Below are 23016 nucleotides of genomic sequence, written 5' to 3'. Positions count from 1 at the left end.
AAAAAGGAAATCGAAGAGCGTGTAGAAGAAGCCTTAAAGATGGTTCAACTAAATGGTTATCAAAAGCGCTCAATTCAAAAATTATCAGGTGGTCAACGTCAACGTGTGGCCATTGCCCGTGCGATTATTAACCAACCACGTGTGGTCCTTTTGGATGAGCCCTTGTCAGCACTGGATTTGAAACTACGTACTGAAATGCAATACGAGTTGCGCGAATTACAGCAACGTCTAGGGATTACTTTTGTCTTTGTTACCCATGACCAAGAAGAGGCCTTGGCCATGTCGGATTGGATTTTTGTTATGAATGATGGTGAAATTGTTCAATCAGGAACTCCGGTTGATATCTATGACGAACCTATCAATCACTTTGTTGCAACCTTTATTGGAGAATCCAACATCCTTCCAGGTGTTATGATTGAGGACTATTTGGTTGAGTTCAATGGGAAACGTTTTGAATCTGTTGATGGAGGAATGCGTCCTAACGAACCTGTCGAAGTGGTTATTCGTCCTGAAGATTTACAGATTACACTTCCTGAGGAAGGTAAACTGCAAGTTCGTGTGGAAACTCAGCTCTTCCGTGGGGTCCACTATGAAATCATTGCCTATGACAATCTTGGCAATGAATGGATGATTCACTCAACCCGTAAGGCGATTGAGGGTGAGATTATCGGTCTTGATTTTACGCCTGAGGATATTCATATCATGCGTCTTAATGAGACAGAAGAAGAATTTGATGCACGTATTGAAGAATATGTGGAAGTGGAAGAGCATGAAGATGGCTTGATTAATGCCATTGAGGAGGAGCGCTATGAAGAAAACAGCTAGCCTCTTCTCGGTACCTTACCTGCTTTGGCTCCTACTCTTCGTGGTTGCTCCAGTGCTCATGCTACTCTATCAGTCTTTCTTTGATATCAGTGGCAACTTTACATTGGATAATTATGGCACCTTCTTTTCAAGTTGGACTTACTTAAGGATGAGTTTTAACTCAGTTCTTTATGCAGCCATCATTACTCTAGTAACTCTCCTCATCTCTTATCCGACGGCATATCTTTTAACCAGACTGAAGCATAAGCAACTTTGGTTAATGTTGGTCATTTTGCCAACCTGGGTCAATCTCCTTCTGAAAGCCTATGCTTTTATGGGGATTTTTGGTCAACAAGGCGGTATCAATGCCTTTCTCGGTTTCTTTGGGATTGCACCCATGCAAATTCTCTTTACGGATTTCTCCTTTATTTTCGTAGCTAGTTACATTGAAATTCCCTTTATGATTCTACCGATTTTCAATGTACTGGATGATTTGGATGAAAATATTGTGAATGCAAGTAAAGATTTGGGAGCCAATGATTGGCAGACCTTTACCAAGGTTATTTTTCCCTTATCGCTTAATGGGGTACGCTCTGGCGTCCAGTCTGTCTTTATTCCTAGTCTCAGCCTCTTTATGCTGACACGTTTGATTGGTGGTAACCGAGTTATCACCTTAGGGACAGCTATCGAACAGCACTTCCTCACGACACAAAACTGGGGAATGGGGGCAACCATTGGTGTTGTTCTTATTGCTGCTATGATTGCGACAATGTGGTTAACAAAGGAGAGACGTCAATGAAAAAATTTGCAAATCTCTATTTAGCTCTTGTCTTTGTTATCCTTTACCTGCCAATCTTCTATTTAATCGCCTATTCTTTCAATAGTGGTGGCGATATGAATAGTTTCACAGGTGTTACTCTGGATAACTACCAGAGCATGTTTTCAGATAGCCGTCTTATGTTAATTCTGGCTCAAACCTTCTTTTTAGCTTTCCTTAGCGCTCTTCTGGCAACGATTATTGGTACCTTTGGGTCTATCTTTATCTATGAGAGTAAACAGAAGCAGCAGACTGGGATTTTATCCCTAAATAACGTGCTCATGGTTGCACCGGACGTCATGATTGGTGCAAGTTTCTTGATTCTCTTCACCTTGATTGGTTTCCAACTAGGCTTTGTATCTGTCTTATTGAGTCACATTGCCTTTTCAATCCCAATCGTGGTTCTCATGGTGTTGCCACGTCTCAAGGAAATGAATCGAGATATGGTGAATGCCGCTTATGACCTAGGTGCAACTCAATGGCAGATGTTACGTGAGGTTATGTTGCCATACTTGACACCTGGTATTATTGCTGGTTATTTCATGGCCTTTACCTATTCGTTGGATGACTTTGCAGTAACCTTCTTTGTAACGGGGAATGGTTTTTCAACACTTGCTGTGGAAATTTACTCACGTGCACGTAAGGGGATTTCTCTGGAAATCAATGCCTTGTCAACCGTTGTTTTCCTATTCTCTATTCTTTTAGTGATAGGTTATTATGCGATTACCAAGGAGAAGGAGGAGCAGGATGCGTAGACTCTATCAATTTCTGGCAGGTATCTTAGCCATTATCTTCTTCCTTTGGGGCATCTCTGCCTACATGCAGAGTCGTACTGGAAATGTGTCAGACAAATTAGTTATCTATAACTGGGGTGATTATATTGACCCAGACCTCCTGACCAAGTTTACAAAAGAAACGGGCATCAAGGTCCAATACGAAACCTTTGATTCCAATGAAGCCATGTATACCAAGATTAAGCAGGGCGGAACAACCTACGATATCGCTGTGCCGTCAGACTATACCATTGATAAAATGGTTAAGGAAGACCTTTTGGTGAAGTTGGATAAATCTAGAATCAAAGGTTTTGACCAGATTGGTTCAAGCTTTAAAGGGCTTAGTTTTGACCCTCACAATGACTATTCCATCCCTTATTTCTGGGGAACTGTCGGTATTGTTTATAATACAAAATTGGTGAAAAAAGCACCACAGCACTGGGATGATCTTTGGTCACCAGATTACAAAAACCAGATTATGCTAGTTGATGGTGCGCGTGAAGTCCTTGGTTTCTCACTGAATAGTCTGGGATATAGCTTGAATACGAAGAACATGACTGAATTACGTTTGGCTGAAACTAAACTTAATAGTCTAACACCAAATATCAAGGCTATTGTTGGTGATGAGATGAAGGGCTACATGGTTCAAGGTGACGCAGCTATCGGAGTGACTTTCTCAGGGGAAGCTAGTGAGATGCTTGATAAAAATGAGGACCTACGTTATGTTGTTCCATCTGAAGGCTCAAACCTTTGGTTTGATAATCTGGTGATTCCTAAGACTGTAAAGCATGAAAAAGAGGCATATGCCTTTATCAACTTCATGCTTAAACCAGAAAATGCAGCCCAAAATGCTGAATATATCGGTTACGCCACACCTAACCAAGCAGCTAAAGCCTTGCTTCCAAAGAGTATCACCGATGATAAAGCCTTTTATCCATCAGAATTAACCATTAAAAATCTTGAAGTCTATAACAACTTGGGACAAAAATGGCTAGGAATCTATAACGATATTTACCTTCAAGTCAAGATGTATCGTAAATAAGTCTTTTGAGATTTGAGTTTTAGATGCTATCTAGAATGATTCTTCAAACGATTTTATTTTCGAAAATACTAAGAGGCTGAAACGCAATAGTTTCAGCCTTTTTTCTTACTTCAAAAGGTCTCGCCTGTTACGTACAACTCTCTCGATTGGTAGGAGTTTCCAACTTTTCAGGAGTGCTGACACATAAGCGATAAAGAAAGTGTCTCTTTTACACTATTTCTAACGAGCTATGCTATTTTTCTTGAAAAATTGTATCACTGTGCTATAATAAAACAAAGAAATTTTTAATGTTTATTTTGGAGGACTTAACATGCAAGCAGCACTTCTCTTTTTACTGTTTTCCTTCCTGATTATTTTGGGAATTCTCATCAGTATGCTTTACGTTGTACGTCAACAGTCAGTGGCTATCGTCGAACGTTTTGGACGTTATCAAAAAATTGCAACGAGTGGGATTCATATGCGTTTACCATTTGGTATCGATAAAATTGCCGCTCGTATTCAACTACGTTTGCTTCAAAGTGAGATTGTGGTTGAGACTAAGACAAAGGACAATGTTTTTGTCATGATGAATGTGGCCACTCAATATCGTGTTAATGAGCAAAATGTTACAGATGCATACTATAAACTCATGCGTCCAGAGGCTCAAATTAAATCATACATTGAGGATGCTCTCCGTTCATCAGTTCCTAAATTGACACTTGATGAGCTCTTTGAGAAGAAAGATGAAATTGCCCTTGAGGTTCAACACCAAGTGGCTGAAGAAATGACAACTTATGGTTATATCATTGTTAAGACTTTGATTACCAAAGTTGAACCAGATGCTGAAGTTAAACAGTCTATGAATGAAATCAATGCTGCCCAACGTAAGCGTGTAGCAGCTCAAGAATTGGCAGAAGCTGATAAGATTAAGATTGTCACAGCAGCTGAAGCCGAAGCTGAAAAAGATCGCCTTCACGGGGTTGGTATTGCCCAACAACGTAAGGCTATCGTTGATGGATTGGCTGAATCAATCGCAGAACTTAAAGAGGCCAATGTGGGTATGTCTGAAGAGCAGATTATGTCTATTCTCTTGACTAACCAATACTTAGATACGCTTAATACTTTTGCGGCTAAAGGCAATCAAACCTTATTCCTACCAAATAATCCAAACGGTGTGGATGATATTCGTACCCAAATTTTGTCAGCCTTAAAGACAGATAATAAAAATTAAGCACAAAAGGAAGCCAGATCTATACGATCTGACTTTTTTTGATTTATTTTTCTAGGAATTGCGTCAAACGAATAACTTCAATCTTATAGCCATCTGGATCAGTGATAAAGTAGTACATTTTTGGTTTACCAGGAAGACCTGAGAGGTCTGTGACAGTATAGCCAGCCTCTTTGTGAGCTTGGTGTGTAGCTTCTAGGTCATCAACACCAATGGCGATATGACCATATCCATCCCCGAGATCATAAGCTTCATGGTCGTAGTTGTAGGTTAATTCCAACTCGTAATCAGGATCATCTTCGAGTTGCAAGTAGACAAGGGTGAATTTATATTCTGGAAAATCATTGCGACGAGCTTCTTTGAAACCAAGAGCTTCTTTATAAAATTTAAGTGAGGCTTCTAGGTCCTTGACACGGACACAAGTGTGTAGAAATTTAGTCATGTGAGATACTCCTTTTATCTAATTCTGTAAGTTTATGATAGCATTTTGGAACCGTTTTTTCTAGTTTTAGCTCTTTTGTGTTATAATGACGAAAAACAATTTGTGGAGGATGCTTATGACGATTTTAGCGATTGATTTTGGGGGAACACAGGTGAAGTCAGCACTTGTTTCAGAGCAGTTTGCCATTGAAAAGAGTCTGCCGACGCAGTCATCCCCACAAACCTTGGAACAAGCTATTGACGTGATTGATCAGATAGTTACTTCAGTTGAAGTAGACTTATCAGGTTTAGCAATTAGTGTTCCAGGGACAGTTGATACTGAGGAAGGTGTCATTTATCATGGTGGCTTATTGAGGTTCTTTCACGGCTTTCGTATTAAAGAGGTCCTCGAAGCCAAGTACCATCTACCTGTAATGGCCCTTAATGATGGTAAAGCAGCAGCCTTGGCAGAGCTAGCCACAGGTCATTTGCAAGGAGTGACCAATGGTGCAGCCCTTGTTTTGGGTTCAGGTCTAGGTGGTGGATTCATTATTAATGGTAAACTTTTTCAAGGAAGCCACTTTCAAGCGGGTGAGTTGACCTTTCTGTTACCAGTTCAAATGGAAAAAGTTGATCCTTCATTGATGCGAGGCATGACTTTGTCGGCTGTCGGTTTAATTACCAAGGTAAATGAAGTGCTAGGTAACTCAGATTTAAAGGATGGTTTAGCCGCATTTAAGGACATAAATGCAGGAGATGAGACAGTCTATTCGCTTTTTGAAAGCTATTGCCGTAACCTAGCCATTACCATTTTGAATCTTCAAACCATCTTTGATATGGAAACCTTTGTTATTGGAGGTGGCATTTCAGCCCAGCCGATTCTTATCAAGGAGGTCAACCGCCAGTTTGATAAGGTTCACCATGAGATTGACTTTATCGGTAAAATTATTAAACGTCCCGAGATTGTTGCTTGTCATCATCATAATGGAGCTAATCTAATTGGGGCAGCCTATTTTCTTAAGCAAAAATAAACGGATACTAAAATCAATTACTGATAAGAATATACATAAAATACCTAACTTTTTCGAGGCGAGCGGTTAATCCCGTTCGTTTTTTACTGTTAACACTTTACAATATTCAGAAAATTCGCTATAATAGGACTATTAAAATTTTGGAGGTGTCTTTATGACAATTTATAATTTCTCAGCAGGACCTGCTACATTACCAAAACCAGTGCTTGAAAAAGCCCAAGCTGAATTGCTTAACTATCAAGATTCCGGTATGTCCGTGCTAGAAATGTCCCACCGTTCTCCAGAATTTGACAAAATCGTTAAAGATGCGGAAGCGACACTTCGTGAGCTTATGGCCATTCCTGATAACTATAAGGTTATTTTCTTGCAAGGTGGCGCTTCAACACAATTTACAATGGTCCCACTTAACCTCGCTCAAGGTAAGAAAGCTTACTACCTTGTAGGTGGTTCATGGGGTAAAAAAGCTTACACAGAAGCTGTTAAACTTTCAAAAACTATTCCGTTTGAACCAATTCTTTTGGCCTCTTCAGAAGAAACTGTTTACGATCATATCCCAAGTTTTGACCCAGCAACAATTGATCCAGAAGCTGCTTATGTTCACTTGACAACGAACAATACCATTGAAGGAACATCTATCTACGATTTGCCTGATACTAATGGTGTGCCAATTGTAGCTGATATGTCTTCAAATATTTTGGCTGCTCGTTACAATGTTGAGGACTTTGCCCTTATCTATGCTGGTGCTCAGAAAAATATTGGACCTGCTGGGGTGACAGTGGTTATCGTTCGTGAAGACTTCCTTAACGACCAACCACAATTGTCTGCCATGTTGGATTACCGTATTCAAGCTGAAGCAGGATCACTTTACAATACACCACCATGTTTCAACATCTATATTTCAAAACTCGTCTTTGACTGGATTAAAAATGAAATTGGTGGCGTGGACAAGATGGCTGAAATTCAACGTGAGAAATCAGGACTTCTCTACGATTACATTGAGTCATCTGATTTCTACACAAATCCTGTCAAAGATGCCAAGGATCGTTCTGTCTGCAATATCCCATTTGTAACACCAAGTAAAGAGTTGGATGCTAAATTTGTAGCAGAAGCAGATGCTCTTGGTTTCAAGAATATCAAAGGACACCGTTCAGTAGGTGGTATGCGTGCTAGTGTTTATAATGCATTCCCACGTCAGGGTGTACTTGACTTGATTGACTTTATGAAGAAATTTGAAGCCGAAAATAAATAATTAGGTAAAGAGATGGAAATTAGACAAGCCTTCCCAAATGAAATTGGGGCTATCATGACTGTGATTGAGAGTGCTAGAACTGCTTTAGCAGAAGCGGGGAGTACCCAATGGCAAGGAGCTGATGGTTACCCTACTGAAGAAACTATCTTTGACGATGTCCTTAATGGGCAGGCCTATGTAGGAATTGTTGATGGTCAAATCGTTTCTTATGCTGCGGTGATTGTTGATGGAGACCCTGCTTACGACAAAATCTATGACGGGGACTGGAAACATCACAATAAGCGCTACATTACTTTTCATAGAATCGCCGTTTTAAGTGAATTTACGGGTCAGGGCATTGCTCAAACCTTCATTCAAGGTCTTATTGAGGGGACTGATGCTCATGATTTTCGTTGCGATACGCATGAAAAGAATACTGTCATGCAGCATATTTTGGAGAAACTTGGCTATGTCTATTGTGGCAAGGTTCCTATTGATGGTGAACGTCTTGCTTATCAGAAAATCAAAACTAAGCGAGAGAAAGCCTTTTATCAAGAACTTGATGAAGCAGCTCACCACGGGATACATTGATTTAAGAGGAATAAAATTATGGTATTTAGTGTAAAAACGTATAACAATATTAACCAGATTGGTTTGAAGGAACTTGGAAATCATTTCCAAATTGATGGTGATTTAGCGGAAAATCCGGATGCCTATATCATTCGTAGTCAAAATCTCCATGACACTGTTTTTCCTGACAACTTGAAAGCTATTGCGCGTGCTGGTGCAGGTACTAACAATATCCCAGTTGACGAAGCAACTGAAAAAGGGATTGTTGTCTTCAATACTCCAGGTGCCAATGCTAACGCTGTTAAGGAAGCTGTTTTGGCCTCTATCTTACTCTCAGCACGTGACTATATTGCGGCCAATGCTTGGGTTAACACACTTAGTGGTGATGATGTTCCTAAACAAATTGAAGCAGGTAAGAAACAGTTTGCAGGTAGCGAGATTACTGGTAAGACATTGGGTGTTATCGGGCTCGGTGCCATTGGTGCACGTATTGCCAATGATGCTTACCGTTTGGGAATGAAGGTCTATGGTTACGACCCATATGTTTCTATTGAAGCTGCCTGGAATATTTCTCACCATGTAAGACGTGTTTCTGATCTTAAAGAGATTTTTGAAAACTGTGATTATATCACTGTTCACGTTCCATTGACACCAGATACACAGGGAACTTTCAATGCGGATGCCTTTAACCTTATGCAAAAAGGGACAACTATCATTAACTTTGCCCGTGCAGAGTTGGTAGATAATGATGCCCTCTTTGATGCTTTGGAAACAGGTGTGGTTAAACGCTATATCACCGACTTTGGTACAGAAGATCTCCTTAACAAACCTAATGTGACTGTCTTCCCACACGTTGGTGGATCAACAGGTGAAGCAGAACTTAACTGTGCGATTATGGCAGGTCAAACCATCCGTCGTTTCATGGAAACAGGTGAAATTGTTAACTCTGTTAACTTCCCACGTGTGCAACAGGCCTTGAGTGCCCCATACCGCATCACCTTGATTAATAAAAACGTGCCTAATATTGTGGCTCGTATCTCTACTGCGGTTTCTGATTTTAATATCAATATCGATAATATCATCAACCGTTCTAAGGGCGACTATGCCTATACACTTCTTGACCTTGATGAAACAGACAAATCTAAGATTGATGAATTGGTTGCCAAGTTTGAAGCTAGTGACAATATCGTTCGTGTGCGTTTGATTAAAGGTAAATAATAAGAGTTAATTGACAGGAACAAGAGATTCCTGTCTTTTTTGTTATAATAAAGACATGCTTTATCGTCAGTATTATTTATCTCCTATTGGACGCTTGTGCTTGGTGGCAAGTGACCAAGCGCTTTATGGTGTTTGGTTGGAGGGGCAAAAACATTTTAAGTCAGGAATCAGGGAAGAGGAGCTAGTAGACACCTCAAATCCTATCTTGAAAATGACCAAGAATTGGTTAGAGGCTTATTTTAAAGGTGATCATCCAAGTCCAGATACCCTCCCTCTAGCTGATAGAGGGACAACCTTTCAGCTAAAGGTTTGGTCAGCTTTACGGGACATTCCTGTGGGGGAGAGCAGAACTTATAGTCAGATTGGTAAAGTGATTTTATGTCAATCGGCACAGGCCGTAGGAACTGCTGTTGGTAAGAATCCTTGGTTGATTCTGGTCCCTTGCCATCGGGTTCTTCCTAGTAGTGGTCATATAGGAAAATATGCTGCAGGAGAAGACGCCAAGCGTTTCTTACTTCATTTAGAAGGCATTAGGTTTGACAAGCCTTAGACAGATATCTTATGCTAGAAAAAAGGAGAAAATTATGTACATTTTTTATGAATATCCCAAATGTAGCACTTGTCGTAAGGCAAAGGCAGAACTCGATCAATTAGGTTTAGATGTTGAATCTATTAATATTAAGGAAAATCCACCTTCGGCTCAATTTTTAAAAGAGCTTTTGGAAGGGTCAGATTTAGAACTTAAGAAATTCTTTAATACGAGTGGTCAATCCTACCGCTCTCTAGGTCTAAAGGATAAGTTGCCAACCCTATCCCTTGATGAAGCTGTTGAACTTTTGGCTTCAGATGGTATGTTGATTAAACGTCCTATCTTGATTAAAGATGGTAAGGTTTTACAGGTTGGTTACCGTACGCCTTACCAAGACTTAAATTTATAAAAAATAAGCAAAAAATCTTGCCACAGTAAATAGAAGTATGGTAAGATTAAAACAGTTGCCGCTATAGTTAAATGGTATAATAGAGCAATGGTAATGCTCCGTTCCGAGTTCAATTCTCGGTGGTGGCATCTGTGATAGCGTCCAGCCTTAGGGTTGGATTTTTTTTATGTGAGTTTAAGCTTGTCTCGCTTCGAAGGTATGAGACAAATAAATCACCTATTATGCGAGAGTGTATTGAAAGCTTTACTGATAATACTAAGTACTGCGAATTCTTCTTTGAGAGTTTGTGACGAGTCAAGTGTACTAAGATTTGAAGAAAATGCTTGGGCACTGGCCGGTATTTGGTTTTATAGCGTTTAAGCAAATTAACTGTTAGACGAGTGATTATGACTATTGAGAATAGTCTCACGTCGATTCTAATACAACAAAAAGTCATCATATGATGACTTTTTGTTGTATTAGAATTTTGTGTTTATTTTCAAGGAGAGAATAGCAAACAGTATTCTTTAAACTAAGAACGTTTAAGAAGCTTTTTAAGTCCTTGGATAAGTTTGTATTTTAAAGGTTGTGGGTAATAACGGAAGGTTCCCATCTTACGAACAATATAACCGTTAAAGTTTTGTTTAAATCGTAGAACTCCATCAGAGCCGTCAAACACGCCTGTAATTCCAAGGAAATTATAACTCATAATATTTCTCTTCAAAGTGCATTTCATGGCATGATACTGAATTAAGAAAGCAGCAGAGAATTTTTGAAATTCTGTATAGGAACCTCCAAATAGATAGGTGGCCTGATCTTGTGTATATAGTATTAAAGCACAAGCAAGAAGTATCTTCTCTGTATTAATTTTTTGTTTGAGCTCTGAAATGATCTGTTTTTGTTTATTCAATTTTTGAGCTTGTTGCTCATACTGTTTGCTCTTAGGGTTCAGTGAGGTAAGTTTACTATTTATGTGATCTAAGCTTTTTTCAAAATCTAACTCTGCTACCAAGAAATCAGCGTTATCACCAAATGCATCATATAGATCTGTATAATAATCTAAACTTTTATCTTCAAACCCTTGCCTTTTTCCGGTTTCTTCTATAATCTTTTTGAATTCTGTGATTTCGCCTTTATTTATTTTGCGAACAATAACATTATAGTCGAGAGCAGTTTTGATGTTTCTGACGCTATTTTTGTTAAATGATTTTAATAAGGATGTTTCATCAAAGCCCTCAAGATTTTTCAAATAATGCCAGGTTGGTTCCCCTTCAGGATAGCCTACCTGTAAACCATCAAATTTGTAGCCAAGATCTGTTAGTGTAGAAATTAATTCTGTTTTCTCAGGTTCAGTAGGCTTTCCATCAATTTCAAATGTCTGATAAGTGTCGTCTGGCTTTACAACCAGTTCTAGAGCTCCCTGTTTCTTAGCAAAAAGTTGTAATTCATGATAAAAACTCTTTAAGTCGGATTCATCTGTATACGATGGACCACTATTAATTTCTATTCTGACTCCTCCAGTCAAATGCTTCATGAAAGCAATAGCAGCAACAGTAATTTCATTATTACTTTTCCAACCTAAAAACTTAGTCTCGAATCCTCTTTTTCTTAGGAGATTAGACATTGATACTGTTTGCATGAACGAATGTTCTTTACATTTTTCTATGAAAGATGTAAACTCTTCCTCTTTCAAAATTGTAAAACTCATTTTATTTCCTTTCGATTACAAGTAAATAGTTATATAAGATATTATAACAAAAATAAGTTCAGATGCTTCAAACTATCTATATTTCAAATTGACTATAATCACAGAATGATAAAGTCTAGGAATCTCACATTATATAAATCTAGGTACAGTGAGCTTCCAGATTCTATCGTTGACAACGAAAGGAAGATAGCAGAAGCTTTTTGAACAACAGAAGTTGTTAAATCTGACGAGTTACCGTTTTATACACGTCATTTTATGAAAAATACAAAGTCTCCAAGGGTTGGTATTGTTGTTCCTAGGCTATAAAAAAATCAAGGCTGGGTAAGTCGTCTAACATCTGATAATATTAGTGTTTATTTTATTCAAGGAAAGAAGCAACATCAATGGTGATTATTGATAAGTTAATCATTTGATATAGATCGATACCAATATTAAAAAGTGTCGGAGTAGTGTCTCCTACGTTTGGAGTTAGCAGGACTTTTAAAAGAAATAATGGAGCAATTTGAAAAAAATAATCAGCTTTCCTTCAGCTTTCTTTAAGCAACCCAAGCTACACTATAATCATCCTAATAAGTATTGCTGAACATGGTTCGGTAGAACTCACACCTCTGACGCTGAGTCAGACAGTGAAACTTTCTTTTTTTCATAAATTTCCCAAACAAGTCTAACCTACCATAGTAGTTAGGCTTGTTTTTTGTAATAAACAGATCAGTTTTCCATTAAAAGTAAGCGCTTATGCAAATTTAGTGAAAACGTTAGGCAAAGTCAGTGAAAACGTCTAAAAAACCATCAATTCGTTGACTTTCGTGGAAAATAGGACTAAAATAACAGGGTAAAAAAAATTAAAAGGAGAATTCTACTATGAATCTAACTATCTTAGCCCTCGGTTTGGCCGTTATGGGTGTATCTGTTGGTGAGGGTATCCTCGTTGCCAATATCGCTAAAGCTGCAGCTCGCCAACCTGAGATGTTTAGCAAACTTCAAACATTGATGTTTACTGGTGTTGCCTTTATCGAAGGTACCTTCTTCGTATTGTTTGCCCTTAGCTACATTGTCTAATAGACAAATAAAAGATGAAGGAGGGATGAGCAGTGGAAACTACAAGTAATCCAACCGTCTCATTATTTGGGATTGATTTTGACTTGACTGTCCTTGCCATGTCTCTCTTGACAGTAATTATCGTTTTTGGAGTGGTTTTTTGGTCAAGTCGTAAGATGACCATTAAACCAAAGGGAAAACAAAATGTGCTTGAGTTCATCTATGAGTTTGTGAATAGTACCATTTCTCAAAGTCTTGGGAAATTCACGAAGAATTATAGTTTGCTCTTGTTTGTAATTTTCACCTTTGTTTTTACAGCAAACAACTTAGGTTTGCTTGTGTCTGTAAAAAGTGAGCATTACAATTTTTGGACTTCTCCAACATCGAACTTCGGTGTTACTATCACTCTTTCTTTGATTATTACCCTCATTAGTCATATTGAGGGGATCCGTAAAAAAGGGTTTAAAGGCTATCTAAAGGGCTACCTTTCACCATACCCAGCTATGCTCCCAATGAACATTTTGGAACAATTAACCAACCTTGCTTCATTGGCCTTGCGTTTGTTTGGTAACATTTATTCTGGTGAGGTACTTACTGGCTTGATTCTTCAATTGGTGACCTGGTCTGCTTTTGCAGCACCTGTATCCTTTGCTTTGAACCTTGTCTGGGTTGCCTTTTCAGCCTTTATCGGCTTTATCCAAGCCTATGTCTTTATTATCCTAAGTTCAAACTATATTGGTGATAAAGTCAACGAAGAATAACTAAGAAAGGGAGAAATGAAATGTCAATACTTATTAATAGTACGACACTTGGTAATATCATTATCACACTCGGCTCAGTTTTTCTCTTGTATTACCTCATCCGTAAATTCGCATGGGATCAAATTACAGGAATCTTTGCTGCTCGTGAAAAGAAAATTGCCACAGATATTGATAGTGCTGAAAATGCTCGTCAAGAAGCAGAAAGCTTGGCACAAAAACGTCAAGATGAGTTGGCAGGTGCCCGCACTGAGGCAGCTCAAATTATTGATGGGGCCAAGGAAACTGGTAAAACTCAAGAATCAAAAATCATTGCAGAAGCACATGATGAAGCTAAACGCTTGAAAGAAAAAGCAAATCAAGACATCGCCCAAAGCCGTGTGGAAGCACTTGCTGGCGTTAAAGGTGAAGTTGCAGACTTGACTGTCCTCTTGGCGGAAAAAGTTATGAAACAAAACCTTGATGCTAAAGCGCAATCTGACTTGATTGATAGCTATCTTGATCAATTAGGAGATGCTTAATGGATAAGAAAACACAAGCTCTTGTTGAGCAGTATGCCAGAAGCCTGGTAGAAGTCGCTTTTGAACAAGACGCCGTGTCAACAATCCAAGAAGAAGTAAGGCAAATCCTAACAGTTTTTGCTGAAACAAATCTAAAAACCTTCTTGTCGCAGGAAAATGTGACAAGTGAAGCTAAAAAAGAAAGTTTGAGCTTGTTTCAAGAGTCTTGTTCAGTGTATATGAACAATTTTCTTGAGGTAATCTTACTCAATGACCGTGCCAACATTCTCTATGATGTGTTGAAATTGGTCCTTGAGCTCTTTGACCAAGAAGACAATACTTACGATGTCACAGTGACATCAGCAAGTCCCTTGTCTGAGGAACAAAAAGCCCGACTTTTGGCGATTGTTTCACAAAAATTTGAGATTAAGACACGTCGTTTAGTAGAAAAAATTGATGAGGACCTCATCGGAGGATTCGTCATCAAAGCAAAAAATAAGGTTGTTGACACGTCAATTCGCAGTCAATTGCAAACCTTTAAAACGAATTTGAAATAGAAAGTGGTGTGACTTTTGGCAATTAACGCACAAGAAATTAGCGCTTTAATTAAAAAGCAAATTGAAAACTTCCAGCCAAACTTTGACGTCACTGAAACTGGTGTCGTTACCTATATCGGTGACGGTATCGCACGTGCTCGTGGTCTTGATAATGCCATGAGTGGTGAGTTGCTCGAATTTGAAAATGGTGCCTATGGTATGGCCCAAAACCTTGAATCTAATGATGTTGGTATCATTATCTTGGGGGATTTCGTAGCAATTCGTGAAGGCGATATTGTTAAACGTACTGGAAAAATCATGGAAGTTCCAGTTGGTGAAGCCCTTATTGGTCGTGTAGTAAACCCACTTGGGCAACCAGTTGATGGTCTTGGTGACATCGAAACAACAGGTTTCCGTCCAGTTGAAACACCTGCTCCAGGTGTTATGCAACGTAAATCAGTTTCTGAGCCATTGCAAACTGGTCTTAAGGCGATTGATGCCTTGGTTCCAATTGGACGTGGTCAACGTGAGTTGGTCATCGGAGACCGCCAAACTGGTAAAACTTCAGTAGCCATTGATGCGATCTTGAACCAAAAAGGTCAAGATATGATCTGTATCTATGTGGCTATTGGTCAAAAAGAATCAACAGTTCGTACACAAGTAGAAACTCTCCGTAAACATGGTGCTCTTGATTACACAATCGTTGTGACTGCCTCAGCATCACAACCATCACCATTGCTTTACATCGCACCTTACGCTGGTGTTGCAATGGCTGAAGAGTTCATGTATAACGGAAAACACGTCTTGATTGTTTATGATGATTTGTCTAAACAAGCCGTGGCCTACCGTGAACTTTCATTGCTTCTCCGTCGTCCACCAGGTCGTGAAGCCTACCCAGGGGATGTCTTCTATCTCCACTCACGTCTTTTGGAACGTTCAGCTAAAGTTTCAGATGATCTTGGGGGTGGTTCAATTACTGCCTTGCCAATCATCCAAACGCAAGCCGGAGATATCTCAGCTTATATCGCAACAAACGTTATCTCAATCACAGATGGACAAATCTTCTTGCAAGAAAACTTGTTTAACTCAGGTATTCGTCCAGCCATTGATGCGGGTTCTTCCGTATCACGTGTAGGTGGATCAGCGCAAATTAAAGCGATGAAGAAGGTTGCTGGTACACTTCGTCTTGACTTGGCTTCATATCGTGAACTTGAAGCCTTTACGCAATTTGGTTCAGATTTGGATGCTGCGACTCAAGCGAAATTGAACCGTGGTCGTCGTACAATCGAAGTTTTGAAACAACCGCTTCATAAACCACTTCCAGTTGAGAAACAAGTTGTTATCCTTTACGCTTTGACACACGGTTTCTTGGATAGTGTTCCGGTTGATCAAATCTTGGATTTTGAAGAAGCACTCTATGACTACTTTGATAGTCACCATGAGGATATCTTTGAAACTATTCGTACAACTAAGGATCTTCCTGAGGAATCTGTACTTAATGAAGCTATCCAAGCTTTCAAAGATCAGTCAGAATATAAATAGAAATAGGGAGGACAGCATATGGCAGGCTCTCTAAGAGAAATCCAAGCAAAAATTGCTTCAACAAAGAAAACGAGTCAAATTACAGGGGCCATGCAAATGGTTTCTGCTTCAAAATTGACACGTTCTGAGCAAGCTGCTAAAGATTTCCAAATCTATGCCTCAAAAATTAGACAGATCACAACAGATCTTCTACATTCAGAATTGATTAATGGTTCGTCAAATCCAATGTTGGATGCACGCCCAGTCCGTAAGACAGGTTACATTGTCATTACTTCAGATAAAGGACTTGTTGGAGGTTATAACTCAACAATTCTTAAAGCTGTGTTGGACATGATTAAACGTGACCATGATTCTGAAGATGAATATGCTATCATTTCTATTGGTGGAACAGGTTCAGATTTCTTCAAGGCTCGTAATATGAATGTTGCTTTTGAACTTCGTGGCCTTGAAGATCAACCTAGTTTTGAACAAGTCGGAAAAATCATTTCTAAAGCAGTAGGAATGTATCAAAATGAACTTTTTGATGAACTTTATGTGTGCTACAACCACCATGTCAACAGTTTGTCTAGCGAAGTTCGTGTGGAACAAATGCTTCCTATCGCTGATTTGGATCCCAATGAATCAGAAGGTCATGTGTTGACCAAGTTTGAATTGGAACCAGATCGTGACACTATTTTGGATCAACTCTTACCACAATATGCGGAGAGTCTTATCTACGGTGCTATCGTAGATGCCAAAACAGCTGAGCACGCGGCGGGCATGACTGCAATGCAGACAGCCACTGATAATGCTAAGAATGTGATTAACGATTTGACAATCCAATATAACCGTGCGCGTCAAGCTGCCATCACTCAGGAAATTACTGAAATCGTTGGTGGTGCAAGTGCACTTGAATAGCTAGAGATTTGTCTTAATTAGACACACATGAAAAAGGATGATTGTCATCCAGAAAACTATCATAAGGAGAAAACAATGAGCTCAGGCAAAATTGCTCAGGTTGTTGGTCCTGTTGTAGACGTAGCGTTTGCAGCTGGTGATAAACTCCCTGAGATTAACAATGCATTGGTCGTTTATACTGATGAACAAAAGTCTAAACGTATCGTGCTCGAAGTAGCTCTTGAACTTGGAGAAGGTGTGGTTCGTACCATTGCCATGGAATCTACTGATGGATTGACTCGTGGACTAGAAGTTCTGGACACTGGTCGTCCAATCAGCGTTCCTGTTGGTAAAGATACCCTTGGACGTGTCTTTAACGTTCTTGGTGATACCATTGACTTGGAAGCACCTTTTGCAGACGATGCAGAGCGTGAACCAATTCACAAAAAAGCACCAACTTTCGATGAATTGTCAACATCTACTGAAATCCTTGAAACAGGGATTAAAGTTATTGACTTGCTAGCCCCTTACCTTAAGGGTGGTAAAGTCGGACTCTTCGGTGGTGCCGGTGTTGGTAAAACCGTTCTTATTCAAGAGTTGATTCACAACATTGCCCAAGAGCACGGTGGTATTTCCGTGTTTACAGGTGTTGGTGAACGTACACGTGAAGGTAATGACCTTTACTGGGAAATGAAAGAATCTGGCGTTATCGAGAAAACAGCCATGGTCTTCGGTCAAATGAACGAACCACCTGGAGCACGTATGCGTGTTGCCCTTACTGGTTTGACAATTGCGGAATACTTCCGTGATGTCGAAGGTCAAGACGTGCTTCTCTTCATCGATAACATCTTCCGTTTCACTCAAGCGGGTTCTGAGGTTTCTGCCCTTCTTGGTCGTATGCCATCAGCCGTTGGTTACCAACCTACACTTGCTACTGAAATGGGTCAATTGCAAGAACGTATCACATCAACTAAAAAAGGTTCTGTTACATCAATCCAAGCCATCTACGTTCCAGCTGATGACTATACTGACCCAGCGCCAGCTACAGCATTTGCTCACTTGGATTCAACAACCAACCTTGAACGTAAGTTGACACAAATGGGTATTTACCCAGCCGTTGACCCATTGGCATCAAGCTCACGTGCCCTTTCACCTGAAATTGTTGGTGAAGAACACTATGCTGTTGCGACTGAAGTTCAACGTGTGCTTCAACGTTACCGTGAATTGCAAGATATTATCGCTATCCTTGGTATGGATGAATTGTCAGACGAAGAAAAAACATTGGTTGGACGTGCTCGTCGTATCCAATTCTTCTTGTCACAAAACTTCAACGTTGCTGAACAGTTTACAGGTCAACCAGGTTCTTATGTTCCAGTTGCTGAAACCGTTCGTAGCTTTAAGGAAATCCTTGAAGGTAAATATGACAATCTTCCAGAAGATGCCTTCCGTAGCGTAGGTCCGATTGAGGATGTAGTAGCTAAAGCTAAAGCTATGGGCTACTAATGAGGTGAATATATGGCACAAATGACCGTACAAGTGGTAACTCCGGATGGTCTTAAATATGACCACCATGCCAGCTTTATCCACGCGGTTACTAAAGATGGTCAAATTGGTATCTTGCCAGGCCATATTAACTTGATTGCGCCACTTGAAGTGGATGAACTCAAGGTTCGTCGTGTGGATGACGAGAGTCACGTCGATTGGATTGCCGTAAATGGTGGTATCATCGAAGTTAAAGATGATTTTATTACTATCGTTGCCGATTCAGCAGAACGTGAACGCGACATTGACGTTTCTCGTGCCGAACGTGCCAAGCAACGTGCCGAACGTGACTTGGAAGAAGCAACTAAATCTGACCGTATTGATGAAGTTCAACGTGCTCAGGTTGCTCTCCGTCGAGCACTTAATCGTATCAGTGTCGGTACAAAATAAGATAAACAAAAAGCGAGACTTAGGTCTTGTTTTTTGTTTGTCTTAAAAGAAAACATAAAAAGAAAACATAAAAAGAAAACATAAAAAGAAAACATAAGAAGTAGCAAGGTTATCAAAGAAAGCTCATTGTAAAACCTATCTGAAGGTAAGATAAAATAATCAGATTTTCAGTCCTGAAAACGGTTAATTTAGCTTTTGCTTTAGTTTAAGGTATCAAAGTGTTATAATATAAGCTGTTAGCTTTATATTTTAAGAGAAAATGTAGAGTAACGTAATAGAAAGTATGAGTTTTTTAAAGATATGAAAATTGAAAAGAAGCATCTTTTAGATTACACCATCTTGATACCTTATTTAATCTTATCCGTGGTTGGTTTAATAGTAGTGTATTCAACAACAAGTGCTCGTTTAGTAGCCTTGGGAGCTAATCCCTTTGCATCTGTTATAAACCAAGGAGGCTTCTGGTTGCTATCCTTGTTCTCTATTTTTTTCATCTACCGACTGAAATTGAACTTTCTCAGGAAAGATAAGCTTTTGGGTGTTGTTATTGCCTCTGAGATTTTACTTTTGGTCATTGCCAAATTTTTCACCAGGGAAATCAATGGTGCCAATGGTTGGATTGTGCTAGGTCCCTTGTCTTTCCAACCGGCGGAGTACCTTAAGATCATTGTTGTTTGGTTTTTGGCACACACCTTTTCAAAAAAACAGTCTGCCATAGAACGTTATGACTACCAAGCCCTGACGAAGAATAGATGGATTCCTAGGAATGGTAAGGAACTTAATGACTGGCGTGTCTATTTGCTTGGTATGATCGGTTTGGTTGCTATCCAACCTGACTTGGGGAATGCGGCTATCATTGTATTGACTACAGTAGTGATGTTTTCAATTTCTGGTGTTGGCTACCGTTGGTTTACGGCCTTATTTGCCAGTATTGTAGGGATTTCGTCGGCCTTCCTAGGCTTAATTGCCTTGGTTGGGGTTCAAACCATGGCTAAGGTACCTATCTTTGGATATGTTGCCAAGCGTTTCGCAGCATATTTTAATCCGTTCAAGGATTTGACAGGATCTGGTCTTCAGCTATCTCATTCATACTATGCTATGAGTAATGGAGGATGGTTTGGTCTCGGGCTTGGAAATTCAATTGAGAAAACTGGTTATTTACCAGAAGCTACAACAGACTTTGTGTTTTCGATTGTTATTGAAGAATTAGGTCTTATCGGAGCCGGCTTGATTCTGGCCCTCCTCTTTTTCCTCATTCTTCGTATTATGATTGTGGGAGTTAAGGCCAGAAATCCATTTAACTCTATGATGGCGCTTGGTGTGGGAGCTCTCATGCTAATGCAGGTCTTCGTTAACATCGGAGGAATCTCAGGGCTAATCCCATCAACAGGGGTTACCTTCCCCTTCCTTTCACAAGGTGGGAACTCGCTTTTGGTAACTTCTGTTGGGATTGCTTTTGTTTTAAATATTGCTGCCAACGAAAAGCGTGATAATATTGTTCAAGCTATTGAGGACGAGTTATCTCAGACTCAAGAAATGCAAAATCAAGATGAAAAAATTGTACCTTTAAGAAGAAGTCGTTAATTCGGCTTCTTTTTTTACTTGATAGCGTTTTGCATTAGTAAAGGTAATACTAAAAGCTTGTAGAAGTAGTTGAAATAGAAATACCGAAAGAAATATTGTGATTACCCTAAAGAAAAATTGAAAACTATATAAAATACTTGCAATTCTATGACATTTTGATAGAATAGTAGAGTAAAGTTAGACTGTATTGCCTACTGTCTATCTATAAAATATATTTTATTGGAGGCTTTTCCTAAATGGCAAAAGAAAAATACGATCGTAGTAAACCACACGTTAACATTGGTACAATCGGACACGTTGACCACGGTAAAACTACTTTGACAGCTGCTATCACAACTGTATTGGCTCGTCGTCTTCCTAGCGCAGTTAACACACCAAAAGACTATGCTTCAATCGACGCTGCTCCAGAAGAACGTGAACGCGGTATCACAATCAACACTGCACACGTTGAGTACGAAACTGAAAAACGTCACTACGCTCACATTGATGCGCCAGGACACGCGGACTACGTTAAAAACATGATCACTGGTGCCGCTCAAATGGACGGTGCGATTCTTGTAGTAGCATCTACTGACGGACCAATGCCACAAACTCGTGAGCACATCCTTCTTTCACGTCAGGTTGGTGTTAAACACCTTATCGTCTTCATGAACAAAGTTGACTTGGTTGACGATGAAGAATTGCTTGAATTGGTTGAAATGGAAATCCGTGACCTTCTTTCAGAATACGATTTCCCAGGTGATGACATTCCAGTTATCCAAGGTTCAGCTCTTAAAGCTCTTGAAGGTGATTCTAAATACGAAGACATCATCATGGACTTGATGAACACTGTTGACGAATACATTCCAGAACCAGAACGTGACACAGACAAACCATTGTTGCTTCCAGTCGAAGACGTATTCTCAATCACTGGTCGTGGTACTGTTGCTTCAGGACGTATCGACCGTGGTGTTGTTCGTGTTAATGACGAAGTTGAAATCGTTGGTCTTAAAGAAGAAATCCAAAAAGCAGTTGTTACTGGTGTTGAAATGTTCCGTAAACAACTTGACGAAGGTATTGCCGGAGATAACGTCGGTGTTCTTCTTCGTGGTATCCAACGTGATGAAATCGAACGTGGTCAAGTATTGGCTGCACCTGGTTCAATCAACCCACACACTAAATTCAAAGGTGAAGTTTACATCCTTTCTAAAGAAGAAGGTGGACGTCACACTCCATTCTTTAACAACTACCGTCCACAGTTCTACTTCCGTACAACTGACGTAACAGGTTCAATCGAACTTCCTGCAGGTACTGAAATGGTTATGCCTGGTGATAACGTGACTATCGACGTTGAGTTGATCCACCCAATCGCCGTTGAACAAGGTACAACATTCTCTATCCGTGAAGGTGGACGTACTGTTGGTTCAGGTATCGTATCTGAAATCGAAGCTTAATTAATATTAAGTTCCCAATACAATTATTCGTCAGACAATAATTGAGAGAGTCGAGTTTACTCGGCTCTTTTTGGTGTTTAAAAATACTCGTAATATATACTTTTAAGATATTTTAGATGTTCAATCTAAGTTTTGACAGTGATAAATAGACATAAAGCAGGTTGAGTTTTCGGAATTTTCCTAAAATCCTAGTAATAGTAAGGGATTTGTGATAAAATAAACGAGTAAATAAATAAAAGAAGAGGTATGTGAAATGTCACGTAAACCATTTATCGCTGGTAACTGGAAAATGAACAAAAGTCCAGAAGAAGCAAAAGCATTCGTTGAAGCTGTAGCATCAAAACTTCCTTCATCAGATCTTGTTGAAGCTGGTATCGCAGCTCCTGCAGTTGACTTGACAGCTGTACTTGCTGCTGCTAAAGGTTCAAACCTTAAAGTTGCTGCACAAAACACTTACTTTGAAAATGCTGGTGCCTTCACTGGTGAAACTAGCCCACAAGTTTTGAAAGAAATCGGTACTGACTACGTTGTTATCGGTCACTCAGAACGTCGTGACTACTTCCACGAAACTGATGAAGACATCAACAAAAAAGCAAAAGCAATCTTTGCTAACGGTATGCTTCCAATCATCTGTTGTGGGGAATCACTTGAAACTTACGAAGCTGGTAAAGCAGCAGAATTCGTAGGTGCTCAAGTTTCAGCTGCTCTTGCTGGATTGACTGCAGAACAAGTCGCTTCAACAGTAATCGCCTACGAACCAATCTGGGCTATCGGTACTGGTAAATCAGCTTCACAAGACGACGCACAAAAAATGTGTAAAGTTGTTCGTGACGTTGTAGCTGCTGACTTTGGTCAAGAAGTTGCTGATAAAGTACGTGTTCAATACGGTGGATCAGTTAAACCTGAAAACGTTGCTGAATACATGGCTTGTCCAGACGTTGACGGAGCTCTTGTAGGTGGTGCATCACTTGAAGCTGAAAGCTTCTTGGCATTGCTTGACTTCGTTAAATAATTTTAGATAAAGTCGAGGTTTCTCTCGGCTTTTTTATTGTCTTACGAAAACCACTAGCTGTGCTAGTGGTTCC

24 protein-coding genes and 1 tRNA gene are annotated in these 23016 nt (G+C 39.6%); 23 read left to right on the top strand and 2 right to left on the bottom strand.

All coding sequences use genetic code 11. The features are described 5' to 3' along the window. From HMPREF2697_RS06285 to HMPREF2697_RS06265, 5 genes are all read left to right on the top strand, one after another. A partial coding sequence (locus tag HMPREF2697_RS06285) for an ABC transporter ATP-binding protein (protein ID WP_070850019.1) occupies positions 1 to 825 on the top strand: 825 nt, incomplete at its 5' end. Beyond that, a complete protein-coding gene (locus tag HMPREF2697_RS06280; RefSeq protein WP_045001535.1) occupies positions 809 to 1603 on the top strand; it encodes an ABC transporter permease in 795 nt (264 codons plus the stop codon). The genes HMPREF2697_RS06285 and HMPREF2697_RS06280, both read left to right, overlap by 17 nt. Continuing rightward, on the top strand, positions 1600 to 2376 hold the full coding sequence (locus tag HMPREF2697_RS06275; protein ID WP_014632760.1) for an ABC transporter permease: 777 nt from the start codon (positions 1600 to 1602) through the stop codon (positions 2374 to 2376). Before HMPREF2697_RS06280 ends, HMPREF2697_RS06275 begins: the two co-directional genes overlap by 4 nt. After that, complete coding sequence (locus HMPREF2697_RS06270; RefSeq protein WP_070850017.1) at positions 2369 to 3436, top strand: ABC transporter substrate-binding protein; 1068 nt, start codon at positions 2369 to 2371, stop codon at positions 3434 to 3436. The genes HMPREF2697_RS06275 and HMPREF2697_RS06270 overlap by 8 nt, the downstream gene beginning before the upstream one ends. Positions 3437 to 3746: 310 nt before the next feature. Next, complete coding sequence (locus HMPREF2697_RS06265; RefSeq protein WP_004183097.1) at positions 3747 to 4646, top strand: SPFH domain-containing protein; 900 nt, start codon at positions 3747 to 3749, stop codon at positions 4644 to 4646. A 43-nt stretch (positions 4647 to 4689) separates the two neighbouring features. On the opposite strand, the gene HMPREF2697_RS06260 is transcribed toward HMPREF2697_RS06265, so the two are convergent. Then, the gene (locus tag HMPREF2697_RS06260) at positions 4690 to 5085 is read right to left on the bottom strand and encodes a lactoylglutathione lyase (RefSeq protein ID WP_004183092.1); all 396 of its coding nucleotides are present in this window, start codon (positions 5083 to 5085) and stop codon (positions 4690 to 4692) included. Positions 5086 to 5200: 115 nt separating this feature from the next. Between HMPREF2697_RS06260 and HMPREF2697_RS06255 the strand changes: the two genes are divergently transcribed. The 7 genes from HMPREF2697_RS06255 to HMPREF2697_RS06225 all read left to right on the top strand — a co-directional run bounded on the left by HMPREF2697_RS06255 (position 5201) and on the right by HMPREF2697_RS06225 (position 10176). Continuing rightward, positions 5201 to 6094: an ROK family protein gene (locus HMPREF2697_RS06255; protein ID WP_070850015.1), complete on the top strand. Its 894-nt coding sequence runs from the start codon at positions 5201 to 5203 to the stop codon at positions 6092 to 6094. A gap of 154 nt (positions 6095 to 6248) precedes the next feature. After that, on the top strand, positions 6249 to 7343 hold the full coding sequence (gene serC / locus HMPREF2697_RS06250) for a 3-phosphoserine/phosphohydroxythreonine transaminase (RefSeq protein WP_070850013.1): 1095 nt from the start codon (positions 6249 to 6251) through the stop codon (positions 7341 to 7343). Positions 7344 to 7355: 12 nt separating this feature from the next. Further along, complete coding sequence (locus tag HMPREF2697_RS06245; protein ID WP_002884484.1) at positions 7356 to 7913, top strand: GNAT family N-acetyltransferase; 558 nt, start codon at positions 7356 to 7358, stop codon at positions 7911 to 7913. An 18-nt stretch (positions 7914 to 7931) separates the two neighbouring features. Beyond that, positions 7932 to 9110, top strand: coding sequence for a 3-phosphoglycerate dehydrogenase family protein (locus tag HMPREF2697_RS06240; protein ID WP_004183085.1), 1179 nt, complete (start codon positions 7932 to 7934; stop codon positions 9108 to 9110). A 55-nt stretch (positions 9111 to 9165) separates the two neighbouring features. Then, positions 9166 to 9660 (top strand): methylated-DNA--[protein]-cysteine S-methyltransferase, encoded by a 495-nt coding sequence (locus HMPREF2697_RS06235; RefSeq protein WP_070850011.1) that lies wholly within the window; start codon positions 9166 to 9168, stop codon positions 9658 to 9660. A 34-nt stretch (positions 9661 to 9694) separates the two neighbouring features. Next, a complete protein-coding gene (locus HMPREF2697_RS06230) occupies positions 9695 to 10048 on the top strand; it encodes an arsenate reductase family protein (protein ID WP_004183081.1) in 354 nt (117 codons plus the stop codon). A 57-nt stretch (positions 10049 to 10105) separates the two neighbouring features. After that, positions 10106 to 10176, top strand: a tRNA-Thr gene (locus HMPREF2697_RS06225). A gap of 383 nt (positions 10177 to 10559) precedes the next feature. Here HMPREF2697_RS06225 and HMPREF2697_RS06220 read toward each other — a convergent pair. Beyond that, entirely contained in the window at positions 10560 to 11735 is a 1176-nt protein-coding gene (locus HMPREF2697_RS06220) for a peptidoglycan bridge formation glycyltransferase FemA/FemB family protein (RefSeq protein ID WP_045771947.1), read from the bottom strand. A gap of 861 nt (positions 11736 to 12596) precedes the next feature. Between HMPREF2697_RS06220 and HMPREF2697_RS06215 the strand changes: the two genes are divergently transcribed. The 11 genes from HMPREF2697_RS06215 (at position 12597) to tpiA (ending at position 22943) form a co-directional block, all read left to right on the top strand. Further along, on the top strand, positions 12597 to 12794 hold the full coding sequence (locus HMPREF2697_RS06215; RefSeq protein ID WP_002890193.1) for a F0F1 ATP synthase subunit C: 198 nt from the start codon (positions 12597 to 12599) through the stop codon (positions 12792 to 12794). A 32-nt stretch (positions 12795 to 12826) separates the two neighbouring features. Then, a complete protein-coding gene (atpB, locus tag HMPREF2697_RS06210) occupies positions 12827 to 13534 on the top strand; it encodes a F0F1 ATP synthase subunit A (RefSeq protein ID WP_002885921.1) in 708 nt (235 codons plus the stop codon). Positions 13535 to 13554: 20 nt separating this feature from the next. Further along, positions 13555 to 14052 (top strand): F0F1 ATP synthase subunit B, encoded by a 498-nt coding sequence (gene atpF, locus HMPREF2697_RS06205; protein ID WP_014634008.1) that lies wholly within the window; start codon positions 13555 to 13557, stop codon positions 14050 to 14052. Beyond that, the gene (locus HMPREF2697_RS06200; protein ID WP_002885901.1) at positions 14052 to 14588 is read left to right on the top strand and encodes a F0F1 ATP synthase subunit delta; all 537 of its coding nucleotides are present in this window, start codon (positions 14052 to 14054) and stop codon (positions 14586 to 14588) included. The genes atpF and HMPREF2697_RS06200 overlap by 1 nt, the downstream gene beginning before the upstream one ends. Positions 14589 to 14603: 15 nt before the next feature. After that, positions 14604 to 16109, top strand: coding sequence for a F0F1 ATP synthase subunit alpha (gene atpA / locus HMPREF2697_RS06195; protein WP_014634010.1), 1506 nt, complete (start codon positions 14604 to 14606; stop codon positions 16107 to 16109). Positions 16110 to 16127: 18 nt separating this feature from the next. Then, the gene (locus HMPREF2697_RS06190; protein WP_002886026.1) at positions 16128 to 17006 is read left to right on the top strand and encodes a F0F1 ATP synthase subunit gamma; all 879 of its coding nucleotides are present in this window, start codon (positions 16128 to 16130) and stop codon (positions 17004 to 17006) included. 75 nt (positions 17007 to 17081) lie between these two features. Beyond that, on the top strand, positions 17082 to 18488 hold the full coding sequence (atpD, locus tag HMPREF2697_RS06185; protein WP_002885994.1) for a F0F1 ATP synthase subunit beta: 1407 nt from the start codon (positions 17082 to 17084) through the stop codon (positions 18486 to 18488). A 12-nt stretch (positions 18489 to 18500) separates the two neighbouring features. Further along, complete coding sequence (locus HMPREF2697_RS06180) at positions 18501 to 18917, top strand: F0F1 ATP synthase subunit epsilon (protein WP_002890211.1); 417 nt, start codon at positions 18501 to 18503, stop codon at positions 18915 to 18917. A gap of 300 nt (positions 18918 to 19217) precedes the next feature. After that, the gene (gene ftsW / locus HMPREF2697_RS06175) at positions 19218 to 20498 is read left to right on the top strand and encodes a cell division peptidoglycan polymerase FtsW (protein WP_070850008.1); all 1281 of its coding nucleotides are present in this window, start codon (positions 19218 to 19220) and stop codon (positions 20496 to 20498) included. A gap of 236 nt (positions 20499 to 20734) precedes the next feature. Then, a complete protein-coding gene (gene tuf / locus HMPREF2697_RS06170; protein WP_002890213.1) occupies positions 20735 to 21931 on the top strand; it encodes an elongation factor Tu in 1197 nt (398 codons plus the stop codon). Between the two features lie 253 nt (positions 21932 to 22184). Then, positions 22185 to 22943 (top strand): triose-phosphate isomerase, encoded by a 759-nt coding sequence (gene tpiA / locus HMPREF2697_RS06165; RefSeq protein WP_070850006.1) that lies wholly within the window; start codon positions 22185 to 22187, stop codon positions 22941 to 22943. Positions 22944 to 23016: the final 73 nt, after the last annotated feature.

The sequence above is a fragment of the Streptococcus sp. HMSC064D12 genome, assembly GCF_001837205.1.
Lineage (GTDB): Bacteria > Bacillota > Bacilli > Lactobacillales > Streptococcaceae > Streptococcus > Streptococcus salivarius_D.
The sequence above is the reverse complement of the archived record's forward strand: the minus strand, read 5'-3'. Positions and strand labels throughout refer to the sequence as shown.